General features: G+C 67.7%; 17 protein-coding genes and 1 pseudogene. 9 read left to right on the top strand and 9 right to left on the bottom strand.

The annotated features are described in order from the left end of the window. Positions 1-40: 40 nt before the first annotated feature. Positions 41-1,198 (bottom strand): SAM-dependent methyltransferase, encoded by a 1,158-nt coding sequence (locus KNW02_RS07785; RefSeq protein WP_216032701.1) that lies wholly within the window; start codon positions 1,196-1,198, stop codon positions 41-43. 251 nt (positions 1,199-1,449) lie between these two features. On the opposite strand from KNW02_RS07785, the gene KNW02_RS07780 reads away from it, so the two are divergent. Further along, positions 1,450-2,484 carry a LacI family DNA-binding transcriptional regulator gene (locus KNW02_RS07780; protein WP_216032700.1) on the top strand — a complete coding sequence of 345 codons (1,035 nt, stop codon included), beginning with the start codon at positions 1,450-1,452 and terminating at the stop codon, positions 2,482-2,484. Here the strand turns inward: KNW02_RS07780 and KNW02_RS07775 are convergent. After that, entirely contained in the window at positions 2,478-3,569 is a 1,092-nt protein-coding gene (locus KNW02_RS07775; RefSeq protein ID WP_252733554.1) for a transposase family protein, read from the bottom strand. The genes KNW02_RS07780 and KNW02_RS07775 overlap by 7 nt on opposite strands. A 76-nt stretch (positions 3,570-3,645) precedes the next feature. After that, a complete protein-coding gene (mobA, locus tag KNW02_RS07770; RefSeq protein WP_348524696.1) occupies positions 3,646-4,362 on the bottom strand; it encodes a molybdenum cofactor guanylyltransferase MobA in 717 nt (238 codons plus the stop codon). A 78-nt stretch (positions 4,363-4,440) separates the two neighbouring features. Between mobA and KNW02_RS07765 the strand changes: the two genes are divergently transcribed. The 4 genes from KNW02_RS07765 to KNW02_RS07750 are packed head-to-tail and all read left to right on the top strand — an operon-like array spanning position 4,441 to position 6,856. Then, complete coding sequence (locus KNW02_RS07765) at positions 4,441-5,139, top strand: MotA/TolQ/ExbB proton channel family protein (RefSeq protein WP_216032698.1); 699 nt, start codon at positions 4,441-4,443, stop codon at positions 5,137-5,139. Further along, a complete protein-coding gene (locus tag KNW02_RS07760) occupies positions 5,136-5,531 on the top strand; it encodes an ExbD/TolR family protein (protein ID WP_216032697.1) in 396 nt (131 codons plus the stop codon). Before KNW02_RS07765 ends, KNW02_RS07760 begins: the two co-directional genes overlap by 4 nt. 3 nt (positions 5,532-5,534) lie before the next feature. Beyond that, on the top strand, positions 5,535-5,915 hold the full coding sequence (locus KNW02_RS07755) for a biopolymer transporter ExbD (protein WP_216032696.1): 381 nt from the start codon (positions 5,535-5,537) through the stop codon (positions 5,913-5,915). Between the two features lie 2 nt (positions 5,916-5,917). Further along, on the top strand, positions 5,918-6,856 hold the full coding sequence (locus tag KNW02_RS07750) for a TonB family protein (protein WP_216032695.1): 939 nt from the start codon (positions 5,918-5,920) through the stop codon (positions 6,854-6,856). Between the two features lie 3 nt (positions 6,857-6,859). Here KNW02_RS07750 and KNW02_RS07745 read toward each other — a convergent pair whose 3' ends face one another. From KNW02_RS07745 to KNW02_RS07720, 6 genes and pseudogenes are all read right to left on the bottom strand, one after another. Next, positions 6,860-7,861, bottom strand: a complete 1,002-nt coding sequence (locus KNW02_RS07745; protein WP_216032694.1) for an ABC transporter ATP-binding protein — start codon at positions 7,859-7,861, stop codon at positions 6,860-6,862. 10 nt (positions 7,862-7,871) lie between these two features. Continuing rightward, complete coding sequence (locus KNW02_RS07740) at positions 7,872-8,894, bottom strand: Gfo/Idh/MocA family protein (protein WP_216032693.1); 1,023 nt, start codon at positions 8,892-8,894, stop codon at positions 7,872-7,874. Then, positions 8,891-9,730, bottom strand: a complete 840-nt coding sequence (locus tag KNW02_RS07735) for a carbohydrate ABC transporter permease (RefSeq protein ID WP_216032692.1) — start codon at positions 9,728-9,730, stop codon at positions 8,891-8,893. The genes KNW02_RS07740 and KNW02_RS07735 overlap by 4 nt, the downstream gene beginning before the upstream one ends. Positions 9,731-9,739: 9 nt before the next feature. After that, positions 9,740-10,660 carry a carbohydrate ABC transporter permease gene (locus KNW02_RS07730; protein ID WP_216032691.1) on the bottom strand — a complete coding sequence of 307 codons (921 nt, stop codon included), beginning with the start codon at positions 10,658-10,660 and terminating at the stop codon, positions 9,740-9,742. A gap of 94 nt (positions 10,661-10,754) precedes the next feature. Beyond that, a pseudogene (locus tag KNW02_RS07725) lies at positions 10,755-12,014 on the bottom strand (ABC transporter substrate-binding protein). A gap of 58 nt (positions 12,015-12,072) precedes the next feature. After that, positions 12,073-12,954 carry an N-acetylmuramic acid 6-phosphate etherase gene (locus tag KNW02_RS07720; RefSeq protein WP_216032690.1) on the bottom strand — a complete coding sequence of 294 codons (882 nt, stop codon included), beginning with the start codon at positions 12,952-12,954 and terminating at the stop codon, positions 12,073-12,075. Positions 12,955-13,106: 152 nt separating this feature from the next. Between KNW02_RS07720 and KNW02_RS07715 the strand changes: the two genes are divergently transcribed. Genes KNW02_RS07715 through nagA form a run of 4 tightly spaced genes read left to right on the top strand, consistent with a single transcriptional unit; the run spans position 13,107 to position 16,877 of the window. Beyond that, complete coding sequence (locus KNW02_RS07715) at positions 13,107-13,946, top strand: glucosamine kinase nucleotide-binding domain-containing protein (protein ID WP_216032689.1); 840 nt, start codon at positions 13,107-13,109, stop codon at positions 13,944-13,946. Then, positions 13,943-14,713: a GntR family transcriptional regulator gene (locus KNW02_RS07710; RefSeq protein WP_216032688.1), complete on the top strand. Its 771-nt coding sequence runs from the start codon at positions 13,943-13,945 to the stop codon at positions 14,711-14,713. Before KNW02_RS07715 ends, KNW02_RS07710 begins: the two co-directional genes overlap by 4 nt. Beyond that, positions 14,710-15,735 (top strand): SIS domain-containing protein, encoded by a 1,026-nt coding sequence (locus tag KNW02_RS07705; protein WP_216032687.1) that lies wholly within the window; start codon positions 14,710-14,712, stop codon positions 15,733-15,735. Before KNW02_RS07710 ends, KNW02_RS07705 begins: the two co-directional genes overlap by 4 nt. Then, positions 15,735-16,877: an N-acetylglucosamine-6-phosphate deacetylase gene (gene nagA, locus KNW02_RS07700; RefSeq protein ID WP_216032686.1), complete on the top strand. Its 1,143-nt coding sequence runs from the start codon at positions 15,735-15,737 to the stop codon at positions 16,875-16,877. The genes KNW02_RS07705 and nagA overlap by 1 nt, the downstream gene beginning before the upstream one ends. Positions 16,878-16,943 lie beyond the last annotated feature (66 nt).

The following is a 16,943-nucleotide window of genomic DNA, read 5'->3' as shown; positions in this document are numbered from 1 at the left end:
GGTTCCTTTTGCCGCGATCAGGCGGGGCCGGCAGCGATTGTCAGCCATGGGCCAGCCGGTACTGGACGACATCGGTGCGCCCGACCTCGAACGAGGCCGCGCAGGCGGCCAGGTAGAAGCGCCAGACCCGGATGAACTCCTCGTCAAAGCCCAGATCGCGAATCTCGGGCAGATGTGCGTCGAAGCGCGCCAGCCAGTTGCGCAGGGTCCGGGCATAGTCGCGGCCAAAGCCGTACGCATCCTGCACCATCAGCCCCGCCCGCCGCGCCTCGGCCTCGAAACGGCTGCGCGAGGGCAGCATCCCCCCCGGAAAGATGAAGCTGCGGATCATGTCGCCGCCCCGGCGATAGCGTTCAAAATAGCGGTCGGCGACGGTGATCGTCTGCACCATCGCCCGCCCCCGGCCGGCCAGAACCTGCGCCAGCTTGCCGAAATAGGACGGCCAGTAACGCTCGCCCACCGCCTCGAACATCTCGATCGAGACGATATGATCGAAACGGCCGGTCTCGTCGCGATAGTCCTGCAGCGCGATCTCGGCATCCCGGCCAAGGCGCATGCGGGCGTATTCCGCCTGCCGGTCCGAAAGCGTCAGTCCCTTGGGCGCGAAATCGCCCCGCCGCAGGGCCCGTTCGGCAAATCCGCCCCAACCGCAGCCGATCTCGAGCAGGCGGCCCGAGCGGCTGGCCAGATTGTCGATGATCCGGTCGTATTTGCGCTGCTGGGCGGCCCCCAGATCGTCCAGCGGCCCGAACAGCGCCGAGGAATAGGTCAGGCCCGGATCCAGCCAGAGGCGATAGAAATCATTGCCCAGATCGTAATGGGCGGCGATGTTGCGCCGCGCGCCGGCGCGGGTGTTTCGGTTCAGCAGATACAGCGCCCGCACCGCCAGCCCCTGCAGGGGACGGCCATAGATATAGCGGTCCAGAACCTCCTCGTTCATCAGCCCCAGACGCAGCAGTGCCTCGAGATCCGGCGTGTCGCACCAGTCGTCGCGATAGGCTTCGGTCAGGCCGATATCGCCCTTGGCAGCCAGCGCCGGCACCATGCGCCAGTCGCGGATGATCAGCGCGGCGTCCGGGCCGGGCAACTGCCCTCCGAAGCGGTGGGTCTGCCCCTCGGGCGTGGTCACGGCCAGCGTTCCGTATCGGACGGCCTCGACGGTGCCCAGAAAATCCCTTGCCAGTCTGCGGTTCAGCATGACGCCACTCCCCCTGCCGTCGAGCCTGTCGCGGCACGTTGCACGGGTGCCGGGACGGCGCGGCCTGCCTGTGGATCGGTGCCGCCATTCTCGGACAGCGAGGCGTTTCAAGCAAGCCGCGCGGGTGACCGGCATTCTATCAAATTGCCCGCAATCCCAAGCGCGGCATTGCGTCACCCCTGCTTCATGCGCCAGCATGGGCCTTCCAGGCGGCGGGCAGACCGCTGGCAGGGGAGGCAGGGGGGCGTTCAATGAACCTGAAGGAATTCGCACGGCTCGTCGGATTGTCGCCGACGACCGTCAGCCGGGCGCTGAATGGCCATCCCGAGGTCAGCATCCGCACCCGGACCCGGCTGATCGAGGCGGCGCAGCACTATGGCTATGCCCCCAATGCCCATGCGCGGTTTCTGGCCATGGGGCACAGCTCGACCATCGGCTGCGTCATTCCGATCTCGGGGCGGAACGAGATCGTCAATCCGATCTATACCGATTTCCTGGCCGGGGTGGGCGAGGAATGCGCCGAACGCAAATACGAGATCAACCTGACGGTCGTGCCCGATGACGCGCAGGCCTCGGCCTATCGCGCGCTGAAATCGAAGGGGCTGATCGGCGGCGTGATCGTGCAGTTCCCGCGCCATGACGACCCGCGCCCGGCCCTGCTGACCGGGATCGGCCTGCCCTTCGTCGTCCATGGCCGGATCAGCAGCCATGACGGCCCCTATTGCTGGGTCGATGTCGACAACCTGCGCGCCTTTCGCCGGGCGACCGAATTCCTGCTGCAACTGGGGCATCGCCGCATCGCCCTGCTGAATGGCGACGAGCGGATGGATTTCGCCGCCCGCCGCCGCGACGGCTATCTGCAGGCCCTTGCCGAGGCCGGGCAGAACGCCGATCCGGCCCTGATGTCGGGCGCCGAGATGACAACCTCGTTCGGCTTCGCCGAAACGATGCGCCTGCTGGCTCTGGACAGCCCGCCGACGGCCATCCTGTGTTCCTCGACGCTGATCGCGGCGGGGATTTCGCAGGGGCTGGACGAGCGCGGGCTGAGGCTGGGCGCGGATCTGTCGGTGGTCAGCTTCGATGACGATCTGGCCTATTCGCGCAATCCCGGCGTGGTGCCGCTGTTCACGGCCATGCGCTCGTCGGTGCGCGAGGCCGGCCGGCGCAGCGCGGCCATGCTGATCTCGAAGATCGAAAGCGGCGATCCCGAACCGAAGCATGACCTCATGGAGGCGGAACTTGTCGTCGGGCGATCGACCGGGCCGCCGAGCAGGGCGATTCAGTGAACCGGCCTGAACAGTCGGATCGCGCGGTTCCGGTTGTCCTGAAAGTGCTCGATGGCGCGGGTCGGCGAGGGTGAGACGGTCTTCAGGATCCGCAAGGCGAATGCGAGGATCGAGGAAATATTGCGGGGCGCGTGGTCGAGACGGTTGGTGTATCCGTCTTCACCCAGTGTGAAATCCTTGTGGCGATGCATGACCTCGATGCCCCAGTGGCTGCGGCTGAGCTCCAGCAGCATCTCCGGCGACGCCTTGCGGGTGGTGAGGCTGGTGATGAGATAGACGATCTCGGTGGTTTCACCCCAGGCGCCGCCACTTTTTCGCCGCCGCGACCGGGTGAGGCGGCAGATCTGCCGGGCCGTCGGCCAGATGTCACCGATGCCGGCGGCAAGTGCAGGCAGCACGTCGATCCGTCGCGTCTCGGTCCGGCCATGGCCTCGGTTGGTGGTTTCATGGCTCTTGAGGGAAAAAAATCGGCTCGTTGAAAGCCAGTTCGATATCCTTGCGCAGTTCCTTCTGGTTATCCTTGACCGGCAGGAGAAAATCGCCGCCTTTCCCGGTGATCCTGGCCGCGACCACCCGCGCGCAGAACAGGGCGTCGCCATCGACGGCAAGTCCATGCGGGCCAGCAAGGACGCATCGGGAAGCTCGAAGCCCCGGCCACGCGATGCCTCATGCCCGAGCGTGGCCTGAAGATCGGTGCAGAAGGCCGAGACCACATGGATCGACGTGCCCGACGCGTCCTTGCTGGCCCGCATGGACTTGCCGTCGATGGCGATGTGGCGCCCCTGTTCGTCCTGGTTGATCCGCAGCGAACCCAGCACCGCGCCAAGGGCCTGAGGGTCGATCACCCGCAGCGTCTGGGTCAGCGTAGCATGGCATGGGGTCGTCGCCGTGAACCCCAGCGCCGCCCGCTGCCGGCTGTTCAGACTGCGTCCCAGTTCGAACGCCGCCTTCATCCCCTTGCGCCCGCTCACAAGCGACACCACGATCAGCGCCAGAATGGACCACAAGGGATAATCACGGCCCTGCCGGCCACGCGGATCGGGCACCCGCTCAAGGATCAAACGCAGATTCAACCGCACCTCCATCACGATACTGGAGGTGCCGAATCAGTAAGTCAGAGAAGAATCAAGCGTTCACTAAATCGCCTTGGCCGCCGAGGGGCTAACTGCCCGGCACGGCCCGGAACGACGCGGCGAGACCCTCGGCCCGGGCCAGATCCGCGGGCGTGTTGACGTTGAAGAAGGGATCGACCGCGCCCGCCTCCCAGATCGCAAGGCCGGGCTCATGCGCCGCCGCGAAGCTGCGCACCCGGCGCTGGCCGGCCAACAGGGCTGCACGCAACTCGTCCCGCAGCGACACCGGCCACAGCGCGAAGACGGGATGGTCGATGACCTGCCGGTCCGGATGACGGGTGGCGGCCATGGCAAGCCCCCGGGGTCCGGCCTCTTCGGCCAGCCGGGCGGCCAGATCGGGCGGAAGGAAGGGCGCATCGGTCGCGGCACTGACCAGCGCCGGTGCGCCCAGCCGCGCCGCCCAGTCCAGCCCCGCGAGAATCCCCGCCAGCGGCCCCGGCCGGTCGGGGATGCTGTCGGCCAGAACCGGCAGGCCGAAGCCCGCGAACCGCGCCGGATCGTCATTCGCGCTCAGCGCCAGCGGGGCGCATTGCGGGCCCAGCCGGGCGATCACCCGCGCCAGCAGGCTCTGCCCGCCGAGGCGCAAAAGCCCCTTGTCGCCACCGCCCATCCGCGAGGCGTGGCCGCCGGCAAGAACGATGGCAGGCAGTTTCGTCATCGCCCGACTGTCGCCCGGCCAGAGCGCAAGCGCAATGGGCGGCGCCGCCGGTGAAAGACACGCGGCAATCTTGACATATTTGGTCACCTTCTTTACCTGCGGGCCATCTGCCGACATCCTGGCATCGAACCCGACACCCCATTCCGCATCCGACGGAGACTGGACATGACCGACATCACCCCCGCACTTGCCGACCTGCCGCTGATCGGAATGATCCGCGACGGCGGCTGGACCATGTGGCTGATCGCGGCCCTGTCGGTCATCACGCTGGCCGTGGTGCTGTGGAAGCTGTGGTCGCTGTGGCGGCTGGGCGTCTGGGGCGGCAGCCATTCGCGCCGCGCGCTGCAACTGTGGACCGCAGGCCAGCGCGCGCAGGCACTGGCCGAGGTCAAGGGCCGCCCCTCGGCCCGCGCCCGGGTCGTTCAGGCGGCGATCGGCACCACGCTGGATCCCGCCATCGACGACAAGACCGCGCGCGAGGAGACCGGCCGGGTCGCCCGGCAGGCGCTGTATCGCGCCCGTGAGGGCCTGCGGGCGCTGGAACTGATCGCCACCATCGCGCCGCTGCTGGGCCTTCTGGGCACGGTTCTGGGCATGATCTCGGCCTTCCAGGTCCTGCAGGAGGCCGGCAGCCGCGCCGACCCCTCGGCCCTTGCCGGCGGCATCTGGGAGGCGCTGCTGACCACCGCCGCGGGGATGGCCGTGGCGATTCCGGCCGGCATCGCCCTCAGCTGGTTCGAATCCATCGTCGACCGGCTGCAGGCCGATCTCGAGGATCTGGCCACCCGCATCTTCGTCAAGGCCCCGGCCCCGACCCCGATCGAGGCCCCGCGCCGCGCGCCCCTGCTTGCGGCCGCGGAATGAGCGAGACCGGCTTCAGCTTTGGCCCGCGCCGGCATCCGCGCCGCATGTCGCTGACGCCGATGATCGATGTGGTCTTCCTGCTGCTGATCTTCTTCATGCTGTCCTCGCGCTTTGGAATCGACGCCGTGCTGCCGATCGCCGGCGGCAGCGAGGGGACGGGCAGCGAATGGCAGGGGGCGCCACGCCTTGTCGACATCGCCGCCGACGGGCTGATGCTGAACGGAGCCGCGGTCGAAGAGGAGGCGCTGGCCGATGCGCTGACGCCGCTGATGCCGCCCGAGGGCGGTGCCGTCGTGCTGCGCCCGCGCGAGGGGGCCGACCTGCAACGGCTTGTCGAGGTGATGGACCTGCTGCGCGCGGACGGCTTTGACCGGCTGATCCTGGTGGAATAGGCCATGCGCATCGACATGCCCCCCCGAAAGCCGCGCGGCGAGTCGATCATCCCGATGATCAACGTCGTCTTCCTGCTGCTGATCTTCTTCCTGCTGACCGCGCAGATCGCACCGCCCACGCCCTTCGAGGTGATCCCGCCCGACAGCCGCTCGGACATTCCCGCGCAGGAACAGGGGGTGCTGTATGTATCCGCCGAGGGCGAGCTGGCCTATGACGCGGCGCGCGATGAGGCCGTCTGGCCGCTGATCGCCGCGCGCGAAGCCACGATCCCGCTGGAGATCCGCGCCGATGCAGCGACGCCGGGCAAGCAGATCGCCGGGCTGCTGAAACGGCTGCGCGAGGTCAGCGAGAGCGAGGCCCGGCTTGTGGTCAGCGGGGGCTGATCATGGCAAGGTCGCGCTCTCTGGAAATCGCCGGTTTCGTCGTCATCGCCGCCGCCCTGCATGTCTCGGCGGCTGCGGTCATGCTGCCCGAGCAGATGAAGCGCGGCGCCTTCTACGACGCCCCGCCCGCCGTTCTGGCGGCCGGATCGGTCGATATGGCGGGACTGGTCTCGGAATGGGACGCCCCGCCCGAGCCGACCACCGAGATCGTCGAAACCACGCCGCCGGCCCCCCCGGTCGAGGAGGTGCAGGACGAAGCGCCCCTGTCCGAGCAGCCGCCGGTCGTGACCGCGATGGCGCCGCCGCCCGCGCTTTTGCCCCCCGAGACAAGCGCCGTCCGACCGAACCTGCCCGAGCCTCCGGCCCCGCAGCCCGAGATTGTGCCGCCGGAACTGCCCGAACTGCAAAGCTTCTCGCCGCCAGAGATCGTGCCGCCACTGCGGCTGGACGCCTCGGCCCGGCCCATGCAGCGGCCCGATCCGAAGCCGGAGCCCCAACGCGAAATCCGCAAGCAGGCGCAGCCCAAGGCCGAACCGGAACGCCAGAAGGCCCGGACCGAGGCGCCGAGGCAGCCGCAGGCAGCCGCGCCCTCGCGTGCGGGTCAGGGCGGGCAGTCCGCCGCGTCGTCCTCGGGTGGCGGTGGTGGCGGGGTCAGCGCCAAGCAGCGCGCCAGCATGCAGGCGAAATGGCACGCCCAGATCTCGTCCTGCCTGCTGCGCAGCATCGCCCGCACATCGGGCGGCAGCGGTCTGCGCGCGACGCTCAGCGTCCGGGTCGGACGCAATGGCCGGGTTCAGGCCGCAAGCGTGACCGGTTCCTCCGGTCAGGCCCGCATCGACCGCGAGATCGCGCGCGGTGCGCAGCGGGCCCGTTGTCCCGCCGCGCCGAAGGAACTGACCGACGCCAGCTATTCCTTCACCCAGCCGATCAGCATCCGCTGAGGCTCAGGCGCGCAGGCGCTGCCCCTCGGCATCGAAATGGAAGGCGCGGGACTGGTCCGGGGTCAGCCAGACGGCCTGTTCGACCGGGTGGTCGTGTTCGCCGAACTGGCGCACGGTCAGCAATTCGTGGTCCGGGGTGCGGACATAGGTCAGCGTCTCGCCGCCCAGCTTTTCCACATGGCTGACGCGGCCCTCGATCTGGCCGGCGCTGGTCGAGATCTCCAGATGCTCGGGACGGATGCCCAGCCTGTCCGAACGCAGCCCCAGAAGGCCGGATTTCAGGAAATTCATCTGCGGGCTGCCGATGAAGCCGGCGACGAATGTGTTGTCGGGATCGTTATAGATATCCATCGGCCGGCCGACCTGCTCGACCCGGCCGGCGCGCAGCACCACGATCTTGTCGGCAAGCGTCATCGCCTCGACCTGGTCATGGGTGACATAGATCATCGTCGCGCCCAGTTCCCGGTGCAGCCGCGCGATCTCGATCCGGGTGGCCACGCGCAGCGCCGCGTCCAGGTTCGACAGCGGCTCGTCGAACAGGAACAGCTTCGGCGTGCGCACGATGGCCCGGCCGATGGCGACACGCTGGCGCTGGCCGCCCGACAGTTCGGACGGGCGCCGCGCCATCAGCGGCCCGAGGTCCAGCATGGCGGCGGCCTTTTCGGTGGCGGCGGCGATCTCGGCCTTGGGCGTGCCGGCCTGTTTCAGCGCCAGCCCCATATTGTCGCGCACCGTCAGATGCGGATAGAGCGCATAGCTCTGGAACACCATGGCGATCTCGCGCTTTGCCGGGGCCAGATCGTTGATCCGCTCGCCGTCGATGCGGACATCGCCCGAGGTCACGTCCTCAAGCCCCGCCACCATCCGCAGAAGCGTCGATTTCCCGCAGCCAGAAGGGCCGACAAAGACGCAGAATTCGCCGTCATTCACCTCCAGATCGACACCCTTGATGACCTGGGTGGCGCCGAAGCTCTTGGTGACATTGGAAAGGGTCAGATCTCCCATTGGGCCTCCTTCAAAGTTTCACGGGTGCGCCGCTGCGCACGCTTTCATCCGCCGCGATGCAGACCGCCAGCGAACGCACGGCATCGGTCATGTGGCGGCTCAGGTCGATATCTTCGGCGATGGCGCGGGCGACGAAGGCCTGCTCACGGTCGCACAGATCCTGATGGCCCGGCTCATCGGCCATGTTCAGATCCTCGTCCCCCGCGCCCACGCGATGGATGCGCAGGGTCGAGGTTCTGGTATGCGTGTCGATGTCGTCCGAACGCGCGCTCTCCGGCATCCGGATCGAGACGGCACCGTTCGGCGACACCACATCCTTCACGAAAAACGCCGTGTCCGACATCATCGGCCCCCAGCCGGCCTCGTACCAGCCGGCCGAGCCATCCCCGAACAGCACCTGGAAATGGCCGTAATTATACATCCCGGGCGCGATCTCATCGGACAGCCGCAGCCCCATGCCGCGCACCTCGACCGGGGCGGCATCGGTGATCTGGCACATCACATCGACATAGTGGACGCCGCAATCGACGATCGGCGGCGTGGTCCGCATCAGCGCCTTGTGGACATCCCAGGTCGGGCCGCTGCTTTGCTGGTTCAGGTTCAGCCGAAAGACATAGGGGCCGCCAAGCGCCCGTGCCTCGGCGATCAGGCGCTGCCAGCTGGGGTGATGGCGCAGGATATAGCCCACCACCAGCTTGCGTCCGGTCCGGACCGCGCAATCCACCACCCGCTGCGCATCCGCCACCGTCGTGGCCAGCGGCTTTTCGACAAAGACATGCGCCCCCGCCCGCATCGCCGCCACGGCGAAATCGGCGTGGCTGTCCGAATAGGTGGCGATGCAGACCAGATCGGGCTTCAGCCGCGCCAGCGCCTCGGCATAGTCATGGCCCAGCGGATAGTCCCGCAACTCGGGCGGCAGGTCGGGCGTGCTGCGATTGACCAGCCCGACGATCCGGAATTCGGGGCCTGTGTGATAGGCCAGCGCATGGCTGATGCCCATGTTCCCCAGCCCGGCGACAAGGACGCGGATCATTTCACGGCTCCTGCGGTGATGCCGCGGATCAGCTGGCGCGAGAAGATCAGGTAAAGAATCAGCACCGGCACGATGGCCAGCCCCAGTGCCGCCAGAACCGCGTTCCAGTTGGTGACGAACTGGCCGATGAAGACCTGGCTGCCCAGCGTGATGGTCTTGGTCGCCTCGGACGGCGCCAGGATCAGCGGGAACCACAGGTCGTTCCAGATCGGGATCATGGTGAAGACGGCGACGGTGGCCATGGCGGGACGCACCAGCGGCAGCACCAGCCGGAAGAAGATGGTATATTCGCTCAGCCCGTCGATGCGCCCGGCATTCTTCAGGTCGTCCGAGACGCCACGCATGAATTCCGACAGGATGAACACCGCCAGCGGCAAGCCTTGCGCGGTATAGACCAGGATCAGCGCGGTCAGCGTATTGACCAGCCCCGAGGCCACCATGATCTGCAGAATGGCGACCGTGCCCAGCCGGATCGGGATCATGATCCCAAGCGCCAGATACAGCCCCATCAGCAGATTGCCGCGAAACCGGTATTCCGACAGCGCAAACGCGGCCATCGCCCCGAACAGCAGCACGAAGAACAGGCTGGCCACCGTGACCACCATCGAGTTCTGGAAATACAGCAGGAAATCGCCCTGCTTCAGCACGGTCTGATAGCCGACCATGTCGAAGGTCTCGGCTGTGGGCAGCGCCAGCGGATCGGCAAAGATCGCCCGGCGCGACTTGAAGCTGTTGACCACGATCACGAAGACCGGAAACAGCGCGATCACCGTATAGAGGATCAGGACGCCATGGGCGGCGATGCTGCGGGCGGCGGAATGACGTGCGGTGCTCATGATCTCACCTCAGAACTGATAGCGGCGCAGCCGCGTCTGGATGGCGAAGAGGTAGAAGCAGACACCGACCAGGATGATGCCGAACATGGCCGTGGCAATGGTCGCGCCCATATGCGGATCGCCCAGCTGCAGCTGAAAGCCAAAGAAGGTCCGGTACAGGAACGTCCCCAGGATATCGGTCGAGAAATTCGGCCCCGCCAGGGCACCCTGAGAGACATAGATCAGGTCGAAGGCGTTGAAATTGCCGACGAATGTCAGGATCGAGATGATCCCGATCGAGGGCAGGATCAGCGGCAGCTTGATCTTCCAGAACTGCGACCAGCCGGTGACGCCGTCCATCTCGGCGGCCTCGATCACCTCGTCGGGGATCGACAGCAATGCGGCATAGATCAGCATCATCGGAATGCCCACGAACTGCCAGACCGAGATCAGCGCCAGCGTCGTCAGCGCATATTCCTCCTTCCCCAGCCAGGGCGCGAACAGCGCCTTCAGCCCGACCGCGTCCAGCATGCCCGGCGCGATCCCCCAGATCGGCGACAGGATCAGCTTCCAGACAAAGCCCACGATCACGAAGGACAGGATCGTCGGAATGAAGATCGCCGTGCGATAGAAGGCCGCCATCCGCAGCCGGGGCGAGGACAGCAGCGCCGCCAGCATCACGCCCACCGGGTTCTGCACCAGCATGTGGACCAGAAAGAACCAGCCATTATTGCCAAGTGCGTTCCAGAACGATTCCGACCAGCGCGGATCGCCGAACAGCGTGGCGAAATTCTTCAGGCCGACAAAGACGCGCCCGCCCGCCTCGGTCAGGTTGAACAGCGACAGGTTCAGCGTGCCGATCAGCGGCACGATCATGATCGCAGTATAGACCAGCAGCGCGGGGGCAAGAAACACCGCGATATGCCAGCGAAACGGCTTTCGCTGCGCCATGACGCATCCTTTCTTCTTCACGAAAATATCCTCGGGGGGTCCGGGGGGCAGACAGCCCCCCGGCGATCGCCGGGCCGTCAGGCCCGGCAGGCTGTCACATCTTCTGCGGCTCGTACCACGAGGCCAGCCCCTCCTGCAGCCGCGCCGCCGCTTCCTCGGGCGTCTCGGTGCCGGTCAGGACATTGGCGCTGGCGTTCCAGGTCTCGTTTTCCAGGTTCGGCGTGCCGCGCGACAGGATCTGATAGGTCGAGCGGATGGTCGGCTCGCAACTCTCGCGCCAGCTGACGAATTCCTGCGCCAGCGGGTCCTGCATCTCGACCGCGGTCGCGTTCAGCGAGAAGAAGCCCGGCAGCGCATTGGCCTAAAGCGTGGCGAACTCCGGCGTTCCGACCCATTCGAGGAACTTCCGCGCCTCTTCCGGGTGTTCGGTTTTGGCGTTCATGCCCATGGCGATGTCGGTATGGTCGCTGATATAGCAGGTATCGCCCTCGGCCGCGACCGGCGGCGGAAAGGCCCCCATCTCGAAGGCGCCGGCGATCTGCGGGCCGAAGACGCCGATCTCCCAGGACCCGGTCGGATAGATCGCCGCCCGACCCAGCGTGAACAGGTTCTGGCTGTCGGGATAGGTCTGCGCCTCGAAGCCATCGCCCAGATAATCCTTCCATTTCGCCAGTTGTCGGAAGGGCTCGACCCAGGCCTCGTCGGTCAGTTTCTGGCTGCCGTCGATCAGCGCCTTGCGCCCCTCTTCGCCCTTCCAGTAGGTCGGGCCGATATTCTGATAGCCCATGGTCGCCGCTTCCCACTGGTCGGCGGCCCCCATGGCCATCGGGATATAGGTTCCATCCTCCTTGATCTTGTCGAGAACGGCATAGAATTCATCCACCGTCGTCGGCGGGGTCAGGCCCAGTTCCTCGAAGGCGGCCTTGTTATACATGAAGCCATGGATGACCGAGGCCATCGGCACGCAGAAGGTCGCGGCGCCGTCGTCGCTCTGCCAGGCCGATTTTGCCACATCCGAGTAATTCGCCATCGCCGCCAGATCGGTCAGATCGGCGATCTGGCCCTTGCTGAACAGCTCCAGCGAGGCCTCGAAGGGTCGGCAGGTGATCAGATCGCCGGCCGAGCCGGCATCCAGCTTGGAGTTCAGCACGGCATTGTATTCGGCCGGCGCCGAGGGGGCGAAATTGACCTTGATGCCGGGATTGGCCGCCTCGAAGGCAGGGATGATGGTGTCCTGCCAGATCTGCAGGTCATCATTGCGCCAGCTTTCGATGGTCAGCGTCACGTCCTGCGCAGAGGCCGCACCGGCCAGCACCGTGCTGGTCAGCAGCGCGAGGCGAAGCGTTCGGGTCATGGTTGTCTGTCTCCCTGTGTTCGGACCTTGTCCTGGCCCTGGTTGAAAACTCTGTAGCTCATCCCATCAGCGGCCCAAGTCGCCCGCCGGTCCGGTCCAGCGCATCGCGCGCCTCGTCCGGCCCCATGCCGCGCGCCACCAGAATGGCGGGCTTGACCGCCCCGCCGGTGGCGCTCAGCGCGGCTTCGGCGGCGGGGCCCGGCACATGGGCCAGGTCGGCCACGATCCGGGCGGCACGGACCACCAGCTTGGCATTGTCCGCCACGAGATTGACCATGCGGCCGTCATGGACATGACCCAGCCGGATCGCGACCAGCACGGACAGCATGTTCAGCGCCACCTTCTGCGCCGTCGCCGCCCCCATCCGGGTCGAGCCGGCGACCATTTCGGGGCCGGTCTCGATCAGCACCGGGATATCGGCGGCCTGCAGCAGCGGGCTGCCCGCGCGATTGGCGAATCCCGCCACCGTCACGCCGCGCGCCTGCGCCGCATCCGTTGCGGCCAGCGCATAGGGTGTCGTGCCCGAGGCCGACAGCACCAGCAGCACATCCCCCGATGTCAGCCCGGCGCGCGCGACATCCGCACGGGCCAGTTCCGGATCGTCCTCGACACTGCCCTTCATATGCAGCAGCGCGTCGGCCCCGCCCGCGAACAGCATCGGCGAACGGTCCGGCGGCAGCCCGAAGGTGCCGGCCAGTTCCAGACAATCGGCCAGCGCCATCAGCCCGGAACTGCCCGCCCCGGCGTAACCCATCCGGCCGCCGCGACCCAGTGCCAGCGCGCCGGCCTCGGCCGCGCGCTCGATGGCAGGCAGGGCCGGGCGCAGGGCGGACAGGGCAGCGATCTGCGCCTCGAGCAGCAGCGACAGGACACGTTCAGCGGGCTGCGCATGCAGATCCGCAGAATCGGGATGCCGGGCTTCGGTGCTGCGTTGATCCATGTGATTCCCCCTCTGCGCTAGATAATGCCAAAACAATACCAATTGTAAACCCCCCTCCTGAACTGCCGAGAAATTCGGAGTATTCAGCCAGATTCAACTTTCCGCTTTTCATTTGGTATTACTTTGGTATCTTAGTTACCAAGGAGACCGATATGGCATTGTTTCTGGGAATCGATGGTGGCGGCACCGGGTGTCGGGCGGTTCTGGCCGGTGCTGACGGCCCGGTTCTGGGCCGCGGCAGCGGTGGGCCGGCCAATATCAATACCGATGTCGAGGGCGCGGCCCGCAACATCATGGCCGCCACGAACGAAGCCCTGCGGGGCCGGGGCGCCACCCCGCAGGAACTGATCGCCGTGCTGGGCCTGGCCGGTGGCACCATGCGCGCGGCAACCGCCCGGCTGACCGAATTGCTGCCCTTCGCACGCATCCGGATCGTGAATGACGGCCTGACCGCCGCCCGCGGCGCGCTCGGGGCCGAAGACGGCATCCTTGCCGCGATCGGCACCGGATCGGTCTTTGCGGCCCAGCGCCTTGGTGCGATTCGCCAGGTCGGCGGGCGCGGCTTCCTCTTGGGGGACGAGGCCAGCGGCGCGGTTCTGGGCCGCACGCTGCTGGCCGAGGCGATGCGGGCCGAGGACGGATTCGCGCCGATGACGCCGCTCTTGCGCGCGGTGCTGGACGAACATGGCGGCATCGAGGGGATCATCACCTTCGGCAACCGTGCCAAACCCGGCGATTTCGGCGCATTGGCGCCCAGGATCGTCGCCAGCGATGACCCTGCGGCTCAGCGCATCTTTGGCGCGGCGGTCGATCAGGTCCGCCACAACCTGACCACGTTGCAGGATGGCGACAACCTGCCGGTGGTCTTTACCGGCGGGCTGGGGCCGCATTATGCCGCCCGGCTGGCGGATCACTGGCCGCAGCGCCCGGCCCTGGGCAGCAGCACCGACGGCGCGCTGGCCATGGCGCGCGAATTGGGGGTGCCGGCATGAGCGATCTGTTCACCCCCGAGGCCTTTGCCGATCCCGGTGCCGGCCCGCTTTATGTGCAGCTGCACCGCCGCATCGCCGAGGCCATCGCCTCGGGCCGGCTGCAGCCCGGCGACAACCTGCCGCCCGAACGTGAACTGGCGGCGCTGACCGGTCTGTCGCGCGTCACCGTGCGCAAGGGGGTCGAGGCGCTGGTCGCCTCGGGGCAGCTGGTGCAGCGGCGCGGCTCGGGCACCTTCGTCGCCCCCCGGGTCGAGCGGCTGGAACAGGCGCTGTCGCTGCTGACCTCGTTTACCGAGGATATGGGCCGGCGCGGGCGCAGGGTCGAAAGCCGCTGGCTGGCGCGGGGGCTGCACGCCCCGGCCCCCGAAGAGGTGATGGCGCTTGGCCTTGGCGCGAATGACCGGGTGGCGCGGCTGGCACGGGTACGGAGTTCGGACGGCACACCGCTGGCCATCGAACGTGCCTCGCTGCCGGCCTCGATCCTGCCCGATCCCGAGGGGGTCGAGGCCAGTCTTTACGCCGTTCTGGAGGCACGCGGGACGCGCCCGGTCCGCGCCGTGCAGCGTATCTCGGCGGCCAATCTGGGCGCGCGGGACGCCGATCTGCTGGGCGTGCCGCCGGGGGCCGCGGGCCTTCGGATCGAACGCGTGTCCTACCTGCCCTCAGGGCAGGTCGTGGAATTCACCCGCTCGCTTTACCGCGGCGATGCCTATGACTTCGCCGTCGAACTGAAACTGGCCCCCGAGGCCGAAAGGAACCACGCATGACCCAAAGTCACATGGCCCGCGAAGTGGCCGAAATCCCCGAAGCCGCCGCCCGGTTCCTCGAGCGTTCGCGCGATGCCGTGGCGCAGGCCGCAGCCGCCCTGCGCGACCGCGATCCGCGCGTGGCCGCGACGGTGGCGCGCGGGTCATCCGACCATGCCGCGACCTATCTGAAATACGCGATCGAGTTGCAGGCGGGCATCCCCGTGGCCTCGGTCGGCCCCTCGGTCGCCTCGATCTATCGCCGGCCGCTGCGGCTGGAGGGCGCGGCCTGTATCGGCATCTCGCAATCGGGCCGCAGCCCCGACATCGTCGACATGATGCGCACGGCGGGCGAGGGCGGGGCACTGTCCATCGCCATCACCAACCATGCCGACAGCCCGATGGCCGAAGCCTCGGCCCATTGCCTGGCCCTGCAGGCAGGGGAGGAAAAAAGCGTCGCCGCCACCAAGACCTTCGTGAATTCGGTGCTGGCTGGCCTCGCGCTGCTGGCCGAATGGCAGCAGGACGACGATCTGCGCGCCGCCGTGGCCGGCCTGCCCGAGGCCCTGGCCGAGGCCGTGACACTGGACTGGTCGCCGCTTTCGGCGCGGCTGGCGCGCGCGGCCTCTGCCTTTGTGCTGGGACGCGGGCCGGGCTATGCCATCGCCTGCGAATCGGCGCTGAAGATGAAGGAAACCTCGGGCATCCATGCCGAATCCTACAGCGCCGCCGAGGTGCTGCACGGCCCCGCCGCCATCGTGCAGGCGCATTTCCCGGTGCTTGCGCTTGGGGTCGAGGATGCCGCCCTGCCGCATGTCGTCGCCACCGCCGAGCGGCTGGCCGCGCAGGGGGCGGATGTGTTCCTGACCGGCGCGGATGCCAATGGCGCAATCCGCCTGCCTTCGGTTCCCGGCCTGCACCCGATGGTGGCGCCGCTGGTCAATGCCGCCAGTTTCTATGCCTGTGTCGAGGGGTTGGCGCGGCGTCGCGGCTTCGATCCGGACACGCCGCCGCATCTGCGCAAGGTGACGGAGACGGTCTGATGCGGCACATCCTGACCGGCGCACGCCTGTTCGACGGCGAGGCCTTTCTGGACGATCAGGCGCTGGTGATCGCCGAGGACCGGATCGAGGCGATCCTGCCCGCCGCCGAGGCCGGCCCGCCGACGCACCGGACCAGCGGTATCATCGCCCCCGCTTTCCTTGACTTGCAGGTGAATGGCGGCGGCGGCGTTATGGTCGATGGCGCGACCGATCTGGCGGCGCTGCGCCATATCTGCGCCACCCATCGCCGGCTGGGCTGCGCCGGCATCCTGCCGACGCTGATCACCGATACCACGCAGGCCACCGCGCAGGTCATCGCCGCCGGGATCGAGGCCACCCGCGCGGGCGTTCCCGGCTTTCTGGGCCTGCATCTGGAGGGGCCGCATCTGGACCCGCGTCGCAAGGGCGCGCATGATCCCACCCTGATCCGGCCGATGAATGAGGATGATCTGTCGCGGCTCTGCGAGGCAGCGCGGGTCCTGCCGGTGCTGATGCTGACGCTGGCGCCCGAAAATGCCACCCCGCAACAAATCGCCGCGCTGGCGGGGGCTGGCGCACTGGTCAGCCTCGGGCACAGCGATTGCGATTTCGAGACCGCGCAGGCCGCCTTCAACGCCGGCGCCAGTTGCGCCACCCATCTGTTCAACGCGATGAGCCAGCTTGGCCATCGCACACCCGGGCTGGTGGGCGCGGTTCTGACCGGCAAGGCGCGGGCCGGGCTGATCGCCGACGGTATTCATGTCCATCCGGCGGCCATGCGCGCCGCGCTGGCGGCTCGGGCCGAGGGGATTTTCATGGTCACCGATTGCATGGGTTTTGCCGGCACCGATCAGACCGAGATGATCCTGCACAACCGCACGGTCCTGCGCCGGGACGGCCGGCTGACCCTGCCCGATGGCACGCTCGCCGGCGCTGATCTGCGCATGGACCGCGCCATCGCCACCCTGGTCGGCCAGGTCGGCATCGCGCCCGCGCGGGCACTGTCCATGGCAACGCTCGAGCCCGCCCGCACGGCCGGGCTGGAGGATCACCTTGGCCGCCTGAGCCCCGGCCGCAGCGCCGATCTGATCCTTCTGGACGAGAGCCTGGCCCTGAAAGCGGTCTGGCAGAACGGCGGCTGGCAGCCTCCCTTGCCGGGCTGACCTGCAGCGCATCCCTGCGCGCGCCGGCGTTGACAATCCAGCCGCCGCGTCCCTGAATGGCCCGCG

This window comes from Paracoccus marinaquae (assembly GCF_018860165.1).
Lineage (GTDB): Bacteria > Pseudomonadota > Alphaproteobacteria > Rhodobacterales > Rhodobacteraceae > Paracoccus > Paracoccus marinaquae.
The sequence above is the reverse complement of the archived record's forward strand: the minus strand, read 5'-3'. Positions and strand labels throughout refer to the sequence as shown.

Bases quoted from the DNA above. Each gene is read 5' to 3' on its own strand.
- KNW02_RS07785 (WP_216032701.1), bottom strand. From the start codon at position 1,198: ATGCTGAACCGCAGACTGGCAAGGGATTTTCTGGGCACCGTCGAGGCC.
- KNW02_RS07780 (WP_216032700.1), top strand. From the start codon at position 1,450: ATGAACCTGAAGGAATTCGCACGGCTCGTCGGATTGTCGCCGACGACC.
- KNW02_RS07775 (WP_252733554.1), bottom strand. From the start codon at position 3,569: ATGGAGGTGCGGTTGAATCTGCGTTTGATCCTTGAGCGGGTGCCCGAT.
- KNW02_RS07765 (WP_216032698.1), top strand. From the start codon at position 4,441: ATGACCGACATCACCCCCGCACTTGCCGACCTGCCGCTGATCGGAATG.
- KNW02_RS07760 (WP_216032697.1), top strand. From the start codon at position 5,136: ATGAGCGAGACCGGCTTCAGCTTTGGCCCGCGCCGGCATCCGCGCCGC.
- KNW02_RS07755 (WP_216032696.1), top strand. From the start codon at position 5,535: ATGCGCATCGACATGCCCCCCCGAAAGCCGCGCGGCGAGTCGATCATC.
- KNW02_RS07750 (WP_216032695.1), top strand. From the start codon at position 5,918: ATGGCAAGGTCGCGCTCTCTGGAAATCGCCGGTTTCGTCGTCATCGCC.
- KNW02_RS07745 (WP_216032694.1), bottom strand. From the start codon at position 7,861: ATGGGAGATCTGACCCTTTCCAATGTCACCAAGAGCTTCGGCGCCACC.
- KNW02_RS07740 (WP_216032693.1), bottom strand. From the start codon at position 8,894: ATGATCCGCGTCCTTGTCGCCGGGCTGGGGAACATGGGCATCAGCCAT.
- KNW02_RS07735 (WP_216032692.1), bottom strand. From the start codon at position 9,730: ATGAGCACCGCACGTCATTCCGCCGCCCGCAGCATCGCCGCCCATGGC.
- KNW02_RS07730 (WP_216032691.1), bottom strand. From the start codon at position 10,660: ATGGCGCAGCGAAAGCCGTTTCGCTGGCATATCGCGGTGTTTCTTGCC.
- KNW02_RS07720 (WP_216032690.1), bottom strand. From the start codon at position 12,954: ATGGATCAACGCAGCACCGAAGCCCGGCATCCCGATTCTGCGGATCTG.
- KNW02_RS07715 (WP_216032689.1), top strand. From the start codon at position 13,107: ATGGCATTGTTTCTGGGAATCGATGGTGGCGGCACCGGGTGTCGGGCG.
- KNW02_RS07710 (WP_216032688.1), top strand. From the start codon at position 13,943: ATGAGCGATCTGTTCACCCCCGAGGCCTTTGCCGATCCCGGTGCCGGC.
- KNW02_RS07705 (WP_216032687.1), top strand. From the start codon at position 14,710: ATGACCCAAAGTCACATGGCCCGCGAAGTGGCCGAAATCCCCGAAGCC.
- nagA (WP_216032686.1), top strand. From the start codon at position 15,735: ATGCGGCACATCCTGACCGGCGCACGCCTGTTCGACGGCGAGGCCTTT.